The following is a 17178-nucleotide window of genomic DNA, read 5'->3' as shown; positions in this document are numbered from 1 at the left end:
TTTTGATAAAAAGAGGTAAAAAAGATATAATAATAAAGTTGCACAAAAACGTTTAATACAATTTATATTTAGCTTTTTATAGAGGTGATATCACGTGAGAACGATTGGAGATTGTCCAATGTGGACAAAAAATATGGAAAAAAAGAAGACCTATCCTACTTTATCAAAGGATATTAAAACAGAGATCGTGATTGTCGGTGGTGGAATCACAGGTGCACTCACGGCCCATTACTTTATGAAACAAGGCATGAGGTGTGTTTTAGTTGATAAAAGTAACATCGCCACTCATGCAACTTCCGCCTCAACGGCCATTTTAAAATATGAAATTAATCAGGGATTAAAAAATCTCATGTCACAAGTTGGAGAGCAAAATGCCCAACATGCCTTCTTATTTGGATATCAGGCTGTCATGGAAATAAGCCAAATCGTTAAAGAAATTAACAGCTCATGTGATTTCTCATTTAAACCTGCCTTTTTCTACACCGAGGATCCGCGACAAACGGATGCCATGGAACAAGAGTGTACGGCGCGACAAGCGATTGGAATTCACTGTGAATTATTCACACAGGAAAACAATAAAGATGAGTTTAGTTTCAATTTTGAATCAGGTATTTATTCCCACTATGGGGCCGCTATCATGAACCCCGTTCAATTTACCCACGATCTCATCAAATTTAACGTCGACAAAGGATTAGAAGTATTTGAAAATACAACCATTGTGGATTATAATCTATCATCCCATCAAAGCATCCTCACGACAGAAAATGAATTTACTATTACGGCAGATAAAGTTATTATTTGTACAGGAGTCAATGCACTAGAATTTTTCAATCATGAAAAACCATTCTGTCAACTTTATCGTACGTTCTCGATTCTAACAAAACCTGTGGATAATTTTATTGGGGGGAAAGACAGTTGTATCATCCGTAACGATCAAAAACCTTATACCTATGTTCGTCCAACGCTTACTAACGAAATTGTTATTGGGGGAGAAGATTTAGCAATTGATCGCTTAGATGGTGACATCGCCAATATGGGAGATCGTGATCCTCTAGCCCTTCAACACTACCACCAATTATTACGCCGTGTAAGAAAAATGTTCCCACAAATTAATGAAATAAAAACAGCATGCTGGTTCCATGGGTTATTTATCGATACAAAAGATGGCCTCCCATTCATCGGTAAACATCCTGACTATCCAGGGGCCTACTTTAATCTAGGTTACGGATCAAATGGAATCCTCAATGCACTTATTGGAGCCAAACTCATTTCACAAGATGTAGCAGGAAAAAATCCTCGCGAATTAGATATCTTCAAATTTAACCGTTACTAAACCCAAACCCTTTCAAAGGGTGTGAACGAATAAATTCTAAACATATAAGCAAGAGGAATTAGACCATCCCTTAGGTGGTTTAATTCCTCTTCTTTTTGTAGACATAACGTCCCCTGTTTCATCTTCACGACGGATGTTAAGACTATCGATTGGGACAATAGGAGACATTTGTTTAATCCACGCCCAGGAACGATAAATTAAAGCACTTGAGGACCCCATTTATAAATATTAACCTCCAATATCTCCTATCAACACCTATCACTTAGAATTCAAAATTCCATTTGGCCAAGGCATATTAGCCCCTCCTTTTATTAATCAAAAAAGTAGAAAAGAAGCGAAATACCCCAAAGAAATCAATACCCCGATGAGGTAGAAAATGTAAACATCTAACATTGATCACCATTAAATGATCGATATATAGGTCACATCCTCCCTACTACACGGTATTAAACCTAAAAAAATCTTTGGTGTCCCTTTTTTCATATTTTTTTCAAAACCGCATACCTTTTAATAACTAGTCATCTAAAAAGGAGGAAGCCGGAAATGGCTAAACAAGCATATAAAAAAAACATTGCCTATAACCGCGCCCGAAGAAGCATGATCGCCATCCTAATTGGGCTCATTGTCCTCTTTGTAATCGGCATCTTTATGTCCTAAAGGATAGAGAAATCGTGCACCTTCTTATTCAAACGTGCGTCTATCTACGATTCCTCTATAGGTTTTAATCCTATTACGAAATAAATAACCATAACAAAAAAGGAGGTACCCCCATGTCCTTGAAGGAAAAAAGTTCCACCGTTAAATTAGAATATTTTTTATACGGATTAATTTTCAGGATCTTTATCGTTCCTAAATTTAAGACAATAGGCTCACATAATGATCCCCACTTAAAAAATAGCCCCGTTGCATCTTACAATGGAAATACTTATTACTTTATTAACCATCAAAAAGGGGATTAATTAGAATTAATCCTCTTTTTTGTGCTATCATATAAACAAACTGATAGCGTCTAGACAATCCGCTACTTTACCTCTATTTTATTGAAAGGATAGATTCAATGATTAAACTCGAAACCAAACATTTAATTCTCTACCCATTAACGGCGCAAAGGATTAAGGACATTTTAAATGATGAGCCCCTTGAATATTCTACAAAAATTTGGTTAACACCTGATAATACAACTCTATTAACGTGGATGCTTGAAGAGCTTTACGCATTTATGCCGCCTAAATTAGGCTTTACCTCTTGGATATTTATCGAAAAATCGTCCAATGAAGTAATTGGAGATGGAGGCTATAAAGGAAATCCAGACGATTCAGGACAAGTTGAAATCGGCTATGAAATTATTGAGTCCAAACGTAAATTAGGATATGCCACAGAAGCCATAGACGCACTTCTAAATTGGGCATTAACCCAACAAGAAATTAAAACAATTATCGCCAAATGTCACTATGAAAACCTCCCTTCTCAAGGATTACTAGATAAAATGGGATTTCAATTCATTGGCGAAGAAGATGAAATGGATATTTATCAAATTAAGCTTGAAAATTCTGCTTTAACTCATATCAAGCAGTATCTAATAAAATGTACCCTACTATCCGGAGGGATTGCCCTTCTAACCCTCCTTATCAAAAAAATTCGAAAAAAAACACTTGATTAATCAAGTGTTTTTTCATCATCCCTTAATATATAATTAATAACTCGCTTAGCATTCACATGGGTGATTCCGTTAATATCCATACTACTATATCCGCGATTGATCAACTCATCAATGACTAAGCTAGCAGATGCGGCACTTTGACAGTCAATTAAGTTTGCCTCTCCTGCATTCAGATAATTCATAAAATCAAACCCAAGCGAAATATGACGTGTTCCTACTAGATCCCTTAAATAATCAATATGATTCACCAGTGATGCAACATCCGGCTTTAAAGGATTTGTAAACTTCGACACTGCTGTTACCCCAATAACCCCGTCAACAATGGCAATTTCTTTAATTTGTTCATCTGTTAAATTTCGTGGGTGTGGCTCTAGCGAATAACAATTTGAATGGGACGCAATGACTGGTGCTGTCGTCACAGATAAAATATCTTCAAACGTTTGAACATTAGCATGGGATACATCAATCACCATCCCTAACTCATTCATTTTTTTTACTAACTCACATCCAAGACGTGTTAATCCCGCTTCTTCTTCACTTCCAACACCCGTCGCGAATTGATTTTGTTCATTCCATGTTAACATGGCATGGCGAAAACCCTTATTATAAAGTTCAACGATATGATTAATATCCCTAATGCTCGCTAATCCTTCTAACCCTAAAATAACATTAACCTTATGGTCTGCCCAATCACTCTTAGTTGTCACGACTTGAACATTTTCTGAACCTTGTAATTCATCTATAATGTATTGAATAGCCTGGTCAAAATCAGTAAGTAACTCGTTGTTGATATCCGTATAATACGTCCAAATTCCTCCGGTAACATTTCCCTCTAACAATTCAGGGATATGATAATTCTCAACAACACCACGCTCTCCCTTGAGACGGTGTTTCACAATATTGTACAAAATGTCAGTGTGCGTATCGAAAATCAAAGGTCAACCCCTCCTTATAAACGCAATTGAACCTTCTAATCACTATTAATTATATATTATCTAGACTAAAAAAAAAGCAACTATTATCACACTTTTTCCGACAAAATAACCAAAAGGTCTATGAAACTAAATTTCATAGACCTTTCTTCACTAAGCCTCTTCCTCTTCTTGATTAAATTGACTATTATATAAATCCGCGTAAAAACCATTTTGCTTCATTAAAGACTCATGATTTCCAGTCTCAATGACATCTCCATCTTTCATCACTAGGATAACATCCGCCTCACGGATTGTCGACAAACGATGGGCAATCACAAAACTTGTACGCCCCTTCATAAGGGTCTTCATAGCAGTTTGAATTTGCAGCTCTGTTCGTGTATCGACACTACTTGTTGCCTCATCTAGAATCATAATTTCTGGATCAGCAAGTAGGGCACGAGCAATTGTTAATAACTGTTTTTGTCCCTGAGAAATGTTCGATACCTCTTCGTTTAAAATAGTATCATAACCATCTGGTAAAACACGAATAAAGTGATCCGCATGGGCCGCCTTTGCAGCCGCTACAATTTCCTCCTCTGTAGCGTTCTCTCGACCATACGCAATATTATCTCGGATTGTTCCATTGAAAAGCCAAGTATCTTGCAGTACCATTCCGAACTTTTTACGTAAGGCTGCTCGGGTCATGTTCGTAATATCTACCCCATCAACTAAAATTCGTCCACCGTTCAATTCATAAAAACGTAAGAGTAAGTTAACTAGGGTCGTTTTTCCTGCCCCAGTTGGTCCAACAATTGCCACCATTTGCCCCGGCTCTGCCTTAATATTCATATCATTGATTAAAATACGATCTTCTCGATAACCAAACTTAACATGTTCAAACTCTACTGCCCCTAAGTCCTCTTTTGGACACTGAGGCGTTGTTGGATCAGGAATAACTTCTGATTCATCTAACAATTCAAAAACACGTTCTGCAGATGCGACAGTTGATTGAATAATATTTGAAATCTGTGCAATTTGAGCAATAGGTTGGGTAAATTGACGATTGTACTGGATAAAGGCCTGAATATCTCCGACGGTAATTCTTCCTTTTGTAACAAGGACACCTCCGATAACAGCCACTAAAACATATCCTAAATTTCCAATAAAGCTAATAATCGGCATCACTAACCCTGATAAAAATTGAGCTCTCCATCCGACGTTGTATAAGCGGTCATTAATTTCCTCAAATTCATGGATTGCCTGATGTTCATGACCAAATGCCTTTACAACATTATGCCCTGTATACATTTCTTCAATATGTCCATTTAAATCTCCAAGTTCCTTCTGTTGACCAATGAAATACTTTTGTGAACGTTTAATCACTAGCATCATTAAAACACCTGATAAAGGAATAACAATAATTGAAACAACAGTTAACAACGGACTAATAGTTAACATCATAAATAATACACCAATGACCGTTGTCACCGATGTGATAACTTGTGTAATAGACTGTTGTAAAGTCCCACTAATATTATCGACGTCATTCGTAAATCGACTTAATAACTCACCATTCGTATGCGAATCAAAAAACTTTAAGGGTAAACGGGCCAGTTTTTCATCAATATCCCGTCGCAAATCATAAACCACTTTTTGGGAAATACCAGCCATTATAAATTGTTGTAAATAGTTAAAGGCTGCGCTTAGCACATATAATCCAATTAAGATTAAAATTATTTTAAAAATATAAGAAAAATCAATTGGTAATGGCGAAACATTGCCACCAACCATTTCTAAAATGGGGCGCATTAATTCATCCGTAATCTTTGCCATGATTTTTGGAGAAACAATTGAAAAAACAACACTCATAATTGCCGCTACAAAAACGATGACCAAACCTACACGATATGGTTTTAAATATTTTCCTAAACGAAGTAATGACCCTTTAAAATCTTTTGCTTTTGCTCCACCCGGTTTTGGGCCTCCCATAGGTCCTGCCATAAATTATTCCTCCTCCCCTTTTTTAAGTTGTGATTCAACAATCTGTTGATAAATTTCGTTTGTTTTTAATAACTCTTCGTGAGTTCCCATCCCTACGATGCGTCCCTCATCCATAACTAAAATGCGTGTTGCATCCATAACCGTGCTGACGCGTTGGGCAACGATAATCACTGTAGAGTTTTTCGTTTCCTCTCGTAAAGCTTCACGTAATTTAGCATCTGTTTTAAAATCCAATGCTGAAAAACTATCATCGAATAAATAAATCTCTGGTTTACGAACAACTGCCCTTGCTATTGATAGTCGTTGTTTTTGTCCACCTGAAACATTTGTTCCACCTTGAGATATTTGAGATTCTATTCCTTCTTTCATCTTTGAAACAAAATCTGTTGCTTGGGCAATATCCAAAGCATGACAGATTTCTTCATCTGTTGCATCTTCTTTCCCGTATAAAATATTATCTCGAATAGTCCCTGTAAACAGCATAGCCTTTTGAGGAACATATCCAATTTTAGAACGAAGTTCTTCATCATTCATCTGACGAACGTCTATCCCATCGACTAATACCTCTCCCTCGGCAGCGTCATAAAAACGAGGGATCATGTTTAAAATTGAAGATTTTCCAGAACCTGTCCCCCCAATAATTGCTGTTATTTCTCCGGGACAAGCTGAAAAGGAAATATTCGAAATAGCATATTCTTCTGCCCCTTCATATCCAAAAGAGACATTTTTAAACTCAACATATCCTTTTAATTGTGGTTGCTTAGCGTGAGTAGGACTAACAATAGATGGGTCCATCTCAAGCACCTCATTAATACGAACAGCTGATGCTTGTGCACGTGGAATTAATACAAACATCATTGTTAACATCAATAATGAAAACATAATTTGGGTTAAATATTGGATAAAGGCCATTAAATCTCCAACCATTAAATCTCCACTATCGATACGAATTCCACCAAACCAAATAACAGCAATGATTGAAAGGTTTAAAATAAGCATCATTAATGGCATTAATGCCCCCATTAAACGATTGGCTATTGTAGCAATTCGAGAGACTTCTAAACTCGCCTCGTTAAAACGCTCCTGTTCCTGAGAGACTTTATTAAATACTCGAATAACACGGATTCCTGTTAGATTTTCACGAACGACTAAATTCAATCTATCAATTCGCTTTTGCATCTTTTTAAACATTGGCATTGTAAATCGAGCAATAATAATAATCGTAAGGATAATAATAGGGATGACAACGAAAATAACCTTTGACAACTCAATATCCTTATTAACTGCCCGAATAAGCGCCCCAACAATCATCAATGGGGCACTTAACATCATTCGCATCATCATAATTACAACAAGTTGAACCTGATTAATATCATTTGTTGTTCGTGTAATTAAAGATGCTGTTCCAAATTCGTTAACCTCGGCTAGTGAAAATGATTCAACTTTAGTAAACACCTTTTGACGTAAATCTCGGCTAAATCCCATACCAATTTTAGCTGTTAAATAACTTGTTAAAATGGTACACCCCGTTCCTAATAGGGCAACAAGTAACATAATTCCACCGCGGCCTAAAATATAAGGGATATCCCCTTGAACAATTCCTGTATTAACAATTTCCGACATTAAATCGGGTAATTCTAAATCTGTCATCGTTGAGACAAAGACAAGAACTAAAACACATGCTATTAGGGCTGCATACGGTTTTAATCCCCTAAATAATTTCAACATCTCTAACTCCTCCTCCTTTAATCTTGTAGATTTCCTAATAACTTTCTAAAAATGAATTTAGCTTGGTCGATTTCATCTTTAGAAAAATTTCCAAATGCACGAAAATTAAGTTCACGGAAAATTTCATTCACAACTTTGGCCTGTTCAATCCCACTCTCAGTTAAACAAACATACGTTACTCGTTGATCCGTTAAACTACGTTGACGCTCAATCAGCCCATCTCGCTCCATTCTTTTTAGCATGGCGCTAATCGTCGCCGGGGTCACATTTAGCTTATTTGCTAACTCAACCTGAGTCGCCTGATGACACTGCGATAACACATGAATAATCCCTGGTTGTGATGGACATAAGCCTTCCTCCTCTAAAACCCGTTTAACGATCGATAAATGACTTCTTATTAAATGACCAAATATCTTAGCTACATCATTAATCTCTTGATTATCCACATTATCACCTCTTATTAGCTAAATAAATCTTACCTTACTCTTCATAGTTAGTCAACTAACTATTAGCTAACTAATCATTTTTTTATTTTATAATTATTTTTATAGCAAAAAACACTGATTCTAACTAGGCAATTTAATCTTCTGCCCTTAGTGTGGAGAATCATTTAGAATTTTAATCTTGAAAAACAAAAAAGACAGAAAATGATTAAACACTCTCTGTCTTTTTCATTTAAAAAATAAAATGGGCAATTACTGCGATAATCGGTAATGTGATTAATGTCCGTTGAATAAAGATAATAAACAATTCCTTCAAATTCACTGGAATTTTTGAAGAGAGCAATAGTGCACCTACCTCTGACAAATAAATCAATTGAGAAACCGAAACTGATGCAATAATAAAACGTGTCATATCGCTTTTAATAGTTGAGGCAAGGACGGATGGGAGTAACATATCCGCAAATCCAGCGACTAAAGTTTGCGATGCCGCAATTGGCTCAGGAACTTGCAATAACATTAAAATAGGTAAAAATGGTAATCCTAAAATTTTAAATACTGGAGTATATTCGGCAATAACTAAGGCAATTGTTCCTACGGCCATTACGATTGGAATAACAGCTAGCCACATATCTAACACATTCTTAAATCCATCTATAAAAATGACCTTTATAAAGGCTTGTGATTTAGCTTTTTCTATCGCCTGCATAAACCCATATGAAACATAATTAAATCCAGTTGGAATCTTTTCATCCGATTCCTTCTTTGTTCCATCAAAAAATACGTCCTCTTTTTTAGATAAGGGTGGCATTTTGGGTAGTATAATAGCGGCTAACAAACTTGCAATGGTGACAGTTATATAAAATGGAATAAACATATGCCCAAGATTAACTGTATTAATAACAACTAGACTGAATGTCACCGAAACAAGTGAAAAGGTCGTACCAATCACCGCAGCCTCGCGTTTAGTATAAAAACCGTCCTCATATTGCTTACTTGTCAACAACACTCCAATGGTTCCGTCACCTAGCCATGAGGCAATACAATCGACTGCTGACCTTCCCGGTAAATTAAAGATGGGGCGCATCACCTTAGATAATAACGAACCTACAAACTCCAATAATCCGAAATTTAATAATAAAGGTAAAAAAAGTCCCGCAAATAAGAAGACTGAAAAGAGAATGGGTAGTAGATCACTAAACACCAATCCCCCCGTATTCGAAGAGATTAAAAATGGAATCCCTTGATTAGTGTATACCATAACCGTAAATATAGCTGCTAAAAATCTAAGAATCGACCAAATAGGGGTTACGTCAAATAAACTATTTAGAAATCTATTTTTCACGATGAATCCCGGTTTCAATAGTTTAGTAACTGCTGTCCCAGCAGCTGTGATAAGCACTAAAACTAATAATATAGTCGGTAGAATACTCTCTAAATGATGTTTCAGTCCATTTGATAAAATGGCAATAGGAATCGTGATTCCTTCCGCTGTAGAAATAGGACACATAAATAAGATAACTCCAATGAAAGAGGGTATCATAAATTTCAATTTTTCTAACTGGTTATATGAGCTACACGAGCCTTCGTTTTTTATATTTTTATCTTTACTCATTTCTATTACCGCCCTTACTTTTTCTCTGATTTTATAAGTATACTTGTTAGAATAAAACTTATCAACCTTTTTAACGACAATAATCGCTCTTTATATAGAAAAAAGTCCTTGATAAACGAACAAGGACCTTTTGGATATCATGAAACCTATAATTTAAAATTTTCTTCTACACCGTAAACTTCCGTATTTAAAATTTGTCTAAATTTCCTTAGACGTTCATCACTTAATTGACAGGATGACATAATTCTTAACTCTACAGTTCCCGTAGTTAAATTAAGTGGCGGTTGATAGTGAGGAATATCATTTAAGATGAATCCTAATCTCTTGTAAAATTCTACTCTTCTTTTCGTTAGGGTATCTATTGGAGGTTCTACCTCTAAAATAATCGGTCGTTGTTTTGCCTCTAACATAACATCTCTAATCAATTGAGTTCCGATTCCCTGTCCCCTCACTTTTTCCGTACAAGCTAAATGTTCAATATATATAAAATCATCAAATTCATAATAAGCACAAAAAGCAGTTACTTCATCATGATGTAGGGTTGTTTTTAAAAAGTAATTAGGACGTGATAAAAGCTTTTTCTGCTCTTTATATTCCCTGAACTCATCTACCGGAAAAGATTCTTTCATTATCTCATAAACTTCATCAAACTTTGAAATCAAGCAATCACCCTCTGTATAAAATATAATAATATTGCATATAATAACATGACTCATACACTTTTACAAGAAAGTTATTATATGGAGGCCCAAAATGAAAATAAATCCTGATTTATACCATGGCCACGATCAATATACTAATTTTTTTGAGGGTTGGTATTTTAAAATCGTTGATGCTACTGGTCGTTATTCGTTAGCTTTTATCCCAGGTATATCTCGTACTGAAGATGCAAAAAAACATCATAGTTTTATTCAAGTCATTGATTTAGTTAACCATTCCTATCATTACTGCAAATATAGTGTTGACGATTTCTATTCTAATAATCGACACCTCAAAGTAAACATTGGGTTAAACGAATTTAGCTTTCACAAAATTTATGTTGATTTTGAGAAATTTCATGGACTATTGTATCTGGGTCCTCCTAAAAAATGGCCTCATACGAAACGTAGTCCAAACATGATGAGATTATTAAATTATATTCCCTTCCTAGAATCGCATAGTCATGTCTGTGCCATTGACGGAAATATTGAAGAAGGGCACCTTAAAATTGGAAATCAAATTATTGATTTTAGTAACGGAAAGTATTATATTGAAAAAAATTGGAGAAAGAGCCATCCGACTCCGCGTATTGGAATTCAAAGTAATTACTTTGAGGATGGACGGGCGACACTCACCTGCTCATTAGAAATTATCCCTCTCCCTATTATTAAGGAGTTTTTAGGGTTTGAAATAGGAGTTACCGTTGATCAAAAATTTTATTCATTCACCACAGCAAACCATAGCAAATTGAATATATCCTTCTTTGATCGTGATATCTTATTGTGTGTAACAAAAGATAATGTACAGTTAATCCTAAAAACAAAAAGTAAATCAGAGGATTTTATTGATTGCCAAGAGTTAAATCATCAAAATACCTCGTTTCTATATGAAGCAATTTTAAATGCTGAGGTGGAACTAACCTTACTAAATAAAAAAAATAATACCCTTATCTATCATGGAATAGGAAAAGCATGCGGTATTAAATATAGAGGGGACCTTAGCAGATTTTATACTACCGCAAAAATATCTTAAATATATCCACATTTTACTGTGGATTTTCTTTTTTTACAATCTTTTATTAGAATTCCCAAAATAATCATAATTATACCCTGTTTTATTTACTCCTTCTCATAAATAGCGATATAATAATGGAAAATATACTCATGGAGGTAGGACAACTATGTTAAAGCCACGTATACTTATAGTTGATGATGAACGTGAAATTCGAGAAGCTATTCGTATCTATTTAAGAGGAGAGGATATCGAAACAGTCATGGCTAGTAATGGACAGGAGGCAATTGATTTAGTCAAACAAGAAGAAATCCATCTTGTTTTAATGGATGTCATGATGCCTGGAATTGATGGAATCGTAGCCACCAGCCTAATCAGAGAGTTCTCTAATGTACCTATCATTATGCTCACCGCAAAATCTGAAGATACCGATAAAATTATGGGCCTCTCAATTGGAGCGGACGATTATATTACAAAACCATTTAACCCTATGGAACTCGTTGCACGTGTTAAAAGCCAGTTACGTAGATACCTACAATTTAATTCTCCACAAAGTACGCCAAATAAAGATTTATTAGAGGTAGGGGGACTTAGTATGAATATAGTTACTAAACAAGTCAATGTAGATGGGAAAGAAGTCCGGCTAACACCGACAGAATTTAAAATTCTCGCCCTTTTACTGAAAAATAAAGGACGTGTATTTTCAATCAATGATATTTATGAAAATGTCTGGGACGAACCTGGATATAATGCAGAGAATACAGTTGCCGTACACATTAGAAAAATTCGGGAGAAAATCGAAATTAATCCACGCGATCCAAGATATCTTAAAGTAGTCTGGGGAGTTGGCTACAAAATTGAGGCATAGATTTACCTCATAATAATTAAGAAATACATTCATCTTAAAAAGTAATTCACGGTGACCATAGCATTAAAGGCTATGGTTTTTTTCCACCTCATATTAAGAATTTTTTAAGAAAATTAGTAACTAGATATTAAGAACGTTATGTTATCTTTATAATAAAAGAATGGAGTTGATATAATGAAAAGTAATGATTCACCTAATCAAGTAAACCAGTTATTAGATAGTCAAAAAAATTGGATCAAATTTTTAATTTTAATCGGAACATTTATTCTATGTTTTAACTATATAACGATCCAGTTACAATATCGAAATATCTTCCCTTTAAATTATTTTGAATCTTTTCAATATGCATCGCAAGTGGAGGACTTTTTAAAAGATTTTTATACAAGTCAAATCGAAATCCCTCAACTCAAAAAACCTATAGAGGAAATTCCCGTTACCAAAGAGGAAATTTTAGATGCAAAATTTGATAATAACCTATACTCTCGGTATTTATATGATGATACTACAGGCGAATATCACCCTATCTCATCTTTAACCGATGAACAAATTACAGAAATCATTCGCTATCATAAGTACCAGGAAAATAAGGATAAAATTTATGATTATTATAATTACAACTCTCATAATCAAGGGAATGCCTTTTATTATAAGATCGTTGATAGAAATGGAGAAACGTATACTAATGTTCCCGACGAAGACATAAAGTATCTCAATGTACTCGAAATTCCTTATTACGGGAAAAACAATGAAAATTTCAAAAATTCGGTTAACTCATTTGCTTCCGATCAAGGATTAACAGGAACCCTCTATTTACCAAAATATCCAATGGGAAACTCCACGATCCAAAGCTCCTTTATTCAAAATACTATCATCAAAATTATTTGGTTTGTTGCAGTTGTACTAAACATTTTTATCCTATTTCCTATCTACTCGTATTTTAAAAAAGTTAGACATACTCCTCTAACAATTCCGGATCAATATACTTGGATAGGGAAAAAATATTCCCAATTACCTATTGAATTTAAGGCTAGTATTTTCTTTGCTACTTTATTGTTCATTAAAGGTTTTCGAATCAATTTTCACGCTTCACCTACAGCTTTCTATATTTTTAAAATAGCCTTTCAAATTATAGTCCTTATCTTTGTGATTTACATTTTTACGCTTCAGGTCCAAGGAATAATAAATAGATTAAAAAAACCTCAGATTATCCAAGAAGAGTGGAACAATGGGTTTTACATGAGCAATAAGGAAGCCTGGAGCCAATTTCCTCTCTATCGAAATATCTTCTTTAAGCTATTTATTTTTACAGCACTTATTGGATTTTGGGGTGTTATTTGGGGAATATCTACTGTAGCTTTTGGAAGCTTCGTTATAGTGACCCTTATTAGTCTTTTACTTATCCCCATATTATTATTTTCTATTAAAAGATGTTCTCAACGTCTTCAGCTTATTGTGGACACATTATCAAAACTAGCACAAAATAAAAAAAGTCCTCAGATTATAGTTAAAGGCCATGATCTTATTTCAGATATATCAAGAGATATTAATACAATTCAAGAGGGGTTCGCATTGTCGAGCCAAAAGCAGTCGGATAGCGAACGGCTTAAAACGGAATTAATCACAAATGTTTCCCATGATTTAAGAACTCCTCTTACAAGTATTCTAAATTACGTAGATTTAGCAAAAAGGAGCAATATAAGCGATTTAGAGCGTCAAGAATACCTCAACATTATCGATAACAAATCTAAACGATTAAAGGTTCTTATCGATGATTTATTTGAAGCTAGTAAAATGGCTAGTGGAGCTGTCGAATTACATAAGGAACGAGTAGATTTAGTCGCCTTAATCTATCAGTCATTAGCAGAATACGATGACCGCTTTAATGACCAAGGATTAGCCATTAAAACTAAAATGGTTGAACAACACATGTATGCCTATTGTGATGGAAGAAAAATGTCGCGGGTATTTGAAAATTTATTTAATAATATTATTAAATACGCCCAACCAGCAACTCGAGTTTATATTGAAATGGAGTACGAAGAATCAGACATTGTTATTACTTTAAAAAACATCTCAAATTACGAATTAGGGTTTGATGTGTCTGAATTATCAGAGCGATTTAAACGTGGGGATAGTTCTCGTCACACCGAAGGATCAGGATTGGGGCTCTCTATCGTGAAATCTATCCTAGAATTACACGGAGCAATATTCGAGCTATCAAAAGATGGTGATTTATTCAAGGTCATTATAAAAGTCAAAAAATACTCCTAAGCAGAGACAGATATTAAAAAGAAACCATTAGCTATATGGATAGCCCAATGGTCTCTTTGGTACTATAAAACTCGTAGAAACTACACCGGTATTTATGTGTAGATTCTACGAGTTTTATTTTTTATGGTTAATAGGTGATGCGGTAACGAAGCTCTCTTAGGATTAAAACATCCGTTAAAAAAAGTGTTGCCTCACCCTATTCATTCCCCATTCGATTAAGCAAGTTGAAACTACTATGTAACAAATCAAAATGAAACAAATAAATAGAGATGAGAACCTATCATATATAAAAAAAACACCCCGAAGGATGTTGATTGGCTATTTGGAGCGGGTGAAGAGAATCGAACTCTCACAGTCAGCTTGGAAGGCTGAAGTTCTACCATTAAACTACACCCGCATTTTTTTCGGCCTAGCGACGTCCTACTCTCGCACTTGCGTACTACCCTCGGCGCTAAGGAGCTTAACTTCTGTGTTCGGTATGGGAACAGGTGTGCCCTCCTTGCCCTTATCACTAGACCTTCTGTCAGATTTCATCAATCTCACAAAACTAGATATCTTCTGCTTACTTCTTCTTGTCCGGCAACTCTCGCATCACAGTGGTAAAGTTCAATAACTGTTCATCACCTTCGTGATTCCTCAGTTCTTTTCACTTTCTGCCTGTGATAATCGCTCGTTTTTGCCTTTCCTATTTAGTTAAGTCCTCGATCGATTAGTATCAGTCCGCTTCATCTGTCACCAAACTTCCACTCCTGACCTATCTACCTCGTCGTCTTCAAGGGATCTTACTTCTTTCGAATGGGAAATCTCATCTTGAGGGGGGCTTCACGCTTAGATGCTTTCAGCGTTTATCCCTTCCACACGTAGCTACCCAGCTATGCTCCTGGCAGAACAACTGGTACACCAGCGGTGTGTCCATCCCGGTCCTCTCGTACTAAGGACAGCTCCTCTCAAATTTCCTACGCCCACGACGGATAGGGACCGAACTGTCTCACGACGTTCTGAACCCAGCTCGCGTACCGCTTTAATGGGCGAACAGCCCAACCCTTGGGACCGACTACAGCCCCAGGATGCGATGAGCCGACATCGAGGTGCCAAACCTCCCCGTCGATGTGAACTCTTGGGGGAGATCAGCCTGTTATCCCCGGGGTAGCTTTTATCCGTTGAGCGACGGCCCTTCCATTCGGTACCGCCGGATCACTAAGCCCGACTTTCGTCCCTGCTCGACTTGTTGGTCTCGCAGTCAAGCTCCCTTCTGCCTTTACACTCTTCGAATGATTTCCAACCATTCTGAGGGAACCTTTGGGCGCCTCCGTTACTCTTTGGGAGGCGACCGCCCCAGTCAAACTGCCCACCTGACACTGTCCCCTGACCAGCTCATGGCCACGGGTTAGAACCCCAGTAACACAAGGGTAGTATCCCAACAGCGACTCCTCCAAGACTGGCGTCCTGGTCTCTTCGTCTCCTACCTATCCTGTACATGTGTCACCAGTGCTCAATATCAAGCTACAGTAAAGCTCCACGGGGTCTTTCCGTCCTGTCGCGGGTAACCTGCATCTTCACAGGTACTATGATTTCACCGAGTCTCTTGTTGAGACAGCGCCCAGATCGTTACGCCTTTCGTGCGGGTCGGAACTTACCCGACAAGGAATTTCGCTACCTTAGGACCGTTATAGTTACGGCCGCCGTTTACTGGGGCTTCAATTCAAAGCTTCGCTTGCGCTAACCTCTCCTCTTAACCTTCCAGCACCGGGCAGGCGTCAGCCCCTATACATCACCTTGCGGTTTAGCAGAGACCTGTGTTTTTGATAAACAGTCGCCTGGGCCTTTTCACTGCGGCTTGCTTTCACAAGCACCCCTTCTCCCGAAGTTACGGGGTCATTTTGCCGAGTTCCTTAACAAGAGTTCTCTCGCTCATCTTAGGATTCTCTCCTCGCCTACCTGTGTCGGTTATCGGTACGGGCACCTAATAAATTATCCCTAGAAGCTTTTCTTGGAAGCGTGACATCAGCTGACTTCACCCTTTCGGGCTTTCGGCATCACAGCTCAATGTTTCGCCATGCGGATTTGCCTACATGACCACCTCACTGCTTACACGTGAATCCATTCACACGCTCAACTTAGCCTTCTCCGTCACTCCTTCAGTTTATTAAGTGGTACAGGAATCTCTACCTGTTGTCCATCGGCTACGCCTTTCGGCCTCACCTTAGGTCCCGACTTACCCAGGGCGGACGAGCCTTCCCCTGGAAACCTTAGGCTTTCGATGGATAGGATTCTCACCTATCTTTCGCTACTCACACCGGCATTCTCACTTCTAACCGCTCCACAGCTCCTTCCGGTACTGCTTCTCCGCTGTTAGAACGCTCTCCTACCACTGACACTTCGTGTCAATCCGCAGCTTCGGCGGTCCGTTTAGCCCCGGTACATTTTCGGCGCAGAGTCACTCGACTAGTGAGCTATTACGCACTCTTTAAAGGATGGCTGCTTCTAAGCCAACCTCCTAGTTGTCTGTGCATCTCCACATCCTTTTCCACTTAACGGACACTTGGGGGCCTTAGCTGGCGGTCTGGGCTCTTTCCCTTTTGACCATGGACCTTATCACCCACAGTCTGACTCCCGATCATATCTATCTGGCATTCGG

General features: G+C 37.1%; 11 protein-coding genes, 1 tRNA gene and 2 rRNA genes (1 of these 14 running past the window's edge). 5 read left to right on the top strand and 9 right to left on the bottom strand.

What is annotated here, in order from left to right; translation table 11 throughout:
- Window positions 1–118: 118 nt before the first annotated feature.
- A complete protein-coding gene (locus VXM77_RS00845) occupies window positions 119–1333 on the top strand; it encodes an FAD-dependent oxidoreductase (RefSeq protein WP_202618769.1) in 1215 nt (404 codons plus the stop codon).
- A 1057-nt stretch (window positions 1334–2390) separates the two neighbouring features.
- A complete protein-coding gene (locus tag VXM77_RS00840) occupies window positions 2391–2993 on the top strand; it encodes a GNAT family protein (RefSeq protein ID WP_202618768.1) in 603 nt (200 codons plus the stop codon).
- Here the strand turns inward: VXM77_RS00840 and VXM77_RS00835 are convergent.
- The 6 genes from VXM77_RS00835 to VXM77_RS00810 form a co-directional block, all read right to left on the bottom strand.
- Window positions 2990–3928: a membrane dipeptidase gene (locus VXM77_RS00835; protein WP_161832215.1), complete on the bottom strand. Its 939-nt coding sequence runs from the start codon at window positions 3926–3928 to the stop codon at window positions 2990–2992. The two genes, VXM77_RS00840 and VXM77_RS00835, sit on opposite strands and share 4 nt — an antisense overlap.
- 150 nt (window positions 3929–4078) lie before the next feature.
- Window positions 4079–5908, bottom strand: a complete 1830-nt coding sequence (locus tag VXM77_RS00830) for an ABC transporter ATP-binding protein (protein WP_262951165.1) — start codon at window positions 5906–5908, stop codon at window positions 4079–4081.
- 3 nt (window positions 5909–5911) lie between these two features.
- Window positions 5912–7636: an ABC transporter ATP-binding protein gene (locus tag VXM77_RS00825; RefSeq protein WP_161832213.1), complete on the bottom strand. Its 1725-nt coding sequence runs from the start codon at window positions 7634–7636 to the stop codon at window positions 5912–5914.
- A 17-nt stretch (window positions 7637–7653) separates the two neighbouring features.
- Window positions 7654–8082: a MarR family transcriptional regulator gene (locus VXM77_RS00820; RefSeq protein ID WP_338506643.1), complete on the bottom strand. Its 429-nt coding sequence runs from the start codon at window positions 8080–8082 to the stop codon at window positions 7654–7656.
- A 229-nt stretch (window positions 8083–8311) separates the two neighbouring features.
- A complete protein-coding gene (locus VXM77_RS00815) occupies window positions 8312–9691 on the bottom strand; it encodes a YjiH family protein (RefSeq protein WP_338506642.1) in 1380 nt (459 codons plus the stop codon).
- 146 nt (window positions 9692–9837) lie between these two features.
- On the bottom strand, window positions 9838–10353 hold the full coding sequence (locus VXM77_RS00810) for a GNAT family N-acetyltransferase (RefSeq protein ID WP_262951170.1): 516 nt from the start codon (window positions 10351–10353) through the stop codon (window positions 9838–9840).
- 91 nt (window positions 10354–10444) lie between these two features.
- Between VXM77_RS00810 and VXM77_RS00805 the strand changes: the two genes are divergently transcribed.
- The 3 genes from VXM77_RS00805 to VXM77_RS00795 all read left to right on the top strand — a co-directional run bounded on the left by VXM77_RS00805 (window position 10445) and on the right by VXM77_RS00795 (window position 14540).
- The gene (locus VXM77_RS00805; RefSeq protein ID WP_161832209.1) at window positions 10445–11422 is read left to right on the top strand and encodes a tocopherol cyclase family protein; all 978 of its coding nucleotides are present in this window, start codon (window positions 10445–10447) and stop codon (window positions 11420–11422) included.
- 148 nt (window positions 11423–11570) lie between these two features.
- A complete protein-coding gene (locus tag VXM77_RS00800; RefSeq protein WP_161832208.1) occupies window positions 11571–12269 on the top strand; it encodes a response regulator transcription factor in 699 nt (232 codons plus the stop codon).
- 354 nt (window positions 12270–12623) lie between these two features.
- Window positions 12624–14540: a HAMP domain-containing sensor histidine kinase gene (locus tag VXM77_RS00795; protein ID WP_338506638.1), complete on the top strand. Its 1917-nt coding sequence runs from the start codon at window positions 12624–12626 to the stop codon at window positions 14538–14540.
- Window positions 14541–14863: 323 nt separating this feature from the next.
- Here the strand turns inward: VXM77_RS00795 and VXM77_RS00790 are convergent.
- The 3 genes from VXM77_RS00790 to VXM77_RS00780 all read right to left on the bottom strand — a co-directional run.
- Window positions 14864–14937 (bottom strand) — tRNA-Gly (locus tag VXM77_RS00790).
- A gap of 10 nt (window positions 14938–14947) precedes the next feature.
- Window positions 14948–15056 (bottom strand): 5S ribosomal RNA (rrf, locus tag VXM77_RS00785).
- A 173-nt stretch (window positions 15057–15229) separates the two neighbouring features.
- Window positions 15230–17178 (bottom strand): 23S ribosomal RNA (locus VXM77_RS00780); it runs 945 nt beyond the window's last position.

This window comes from Turicibacter sp. KK003, from assembly GCF_037014675.1.
Lineage (GTDB): Bacteria > Bacillota_I > Bacilli_A > MOL361 > Turicibacteraceae > Turicibacter > Turicibacter faecis.
Note: the sequence above shows the minus strand (reverse complement) of the source record. Positions and strands in the feature narration are given on the sequence as shown.

Bases quoted from the DNA above. Each gene is read 5' to 3' on its own strand.
- VXM77_RS00830 (WP_262951165.1), bottom strand. From the start codon at position 5,908: ATGGCAGGACCTATGGGAGGCCCAAAACCGGGTGGAGCAAAAGCAAAA.
- VXM77_RS00845 (WP_202618769.1), top strand. From the start codon at position 119: ATGTGGACAAAAAATATGGAAAAAAAGAAGACCTATCCTACTTTATCA.
- VXM77_RS00800 (WP_161832208.1), top strand. From the start codon at position 11,571: ATGTTAAAGCCACGTATACTTATAGTTGATGATGAACGTGAAATTCGA.
- VXM77_RS00815 (WP_338506642.1), bottom strand. From the start codon at position 9,691: ATGAGTAAAGATAAAAATATAAAAAACGAAGGCTCGTGTAGCTCATAT.
- VXM77_RS00825 (WP_161832213.1), bottom strand. From the start codon at position 7,636: ATGTTGAAATTATTTAGGGGATTAAAACCGTATGCAGCCCTAATAGCA.
- VXM77_RS00805 (WP_161832209.1), top strand. From the start codon at position 10,445: ATGAAAATAAATCCTGATTTATACCATGGCCACGATCAATATACTAAT.
- VXM77_RS00840 (WP_202618768.1), top strand. From the start codon at position 2,391: ATGATTAAACTCGAAACCAAACATTTAATTCTCTACCCATTAACGGCG.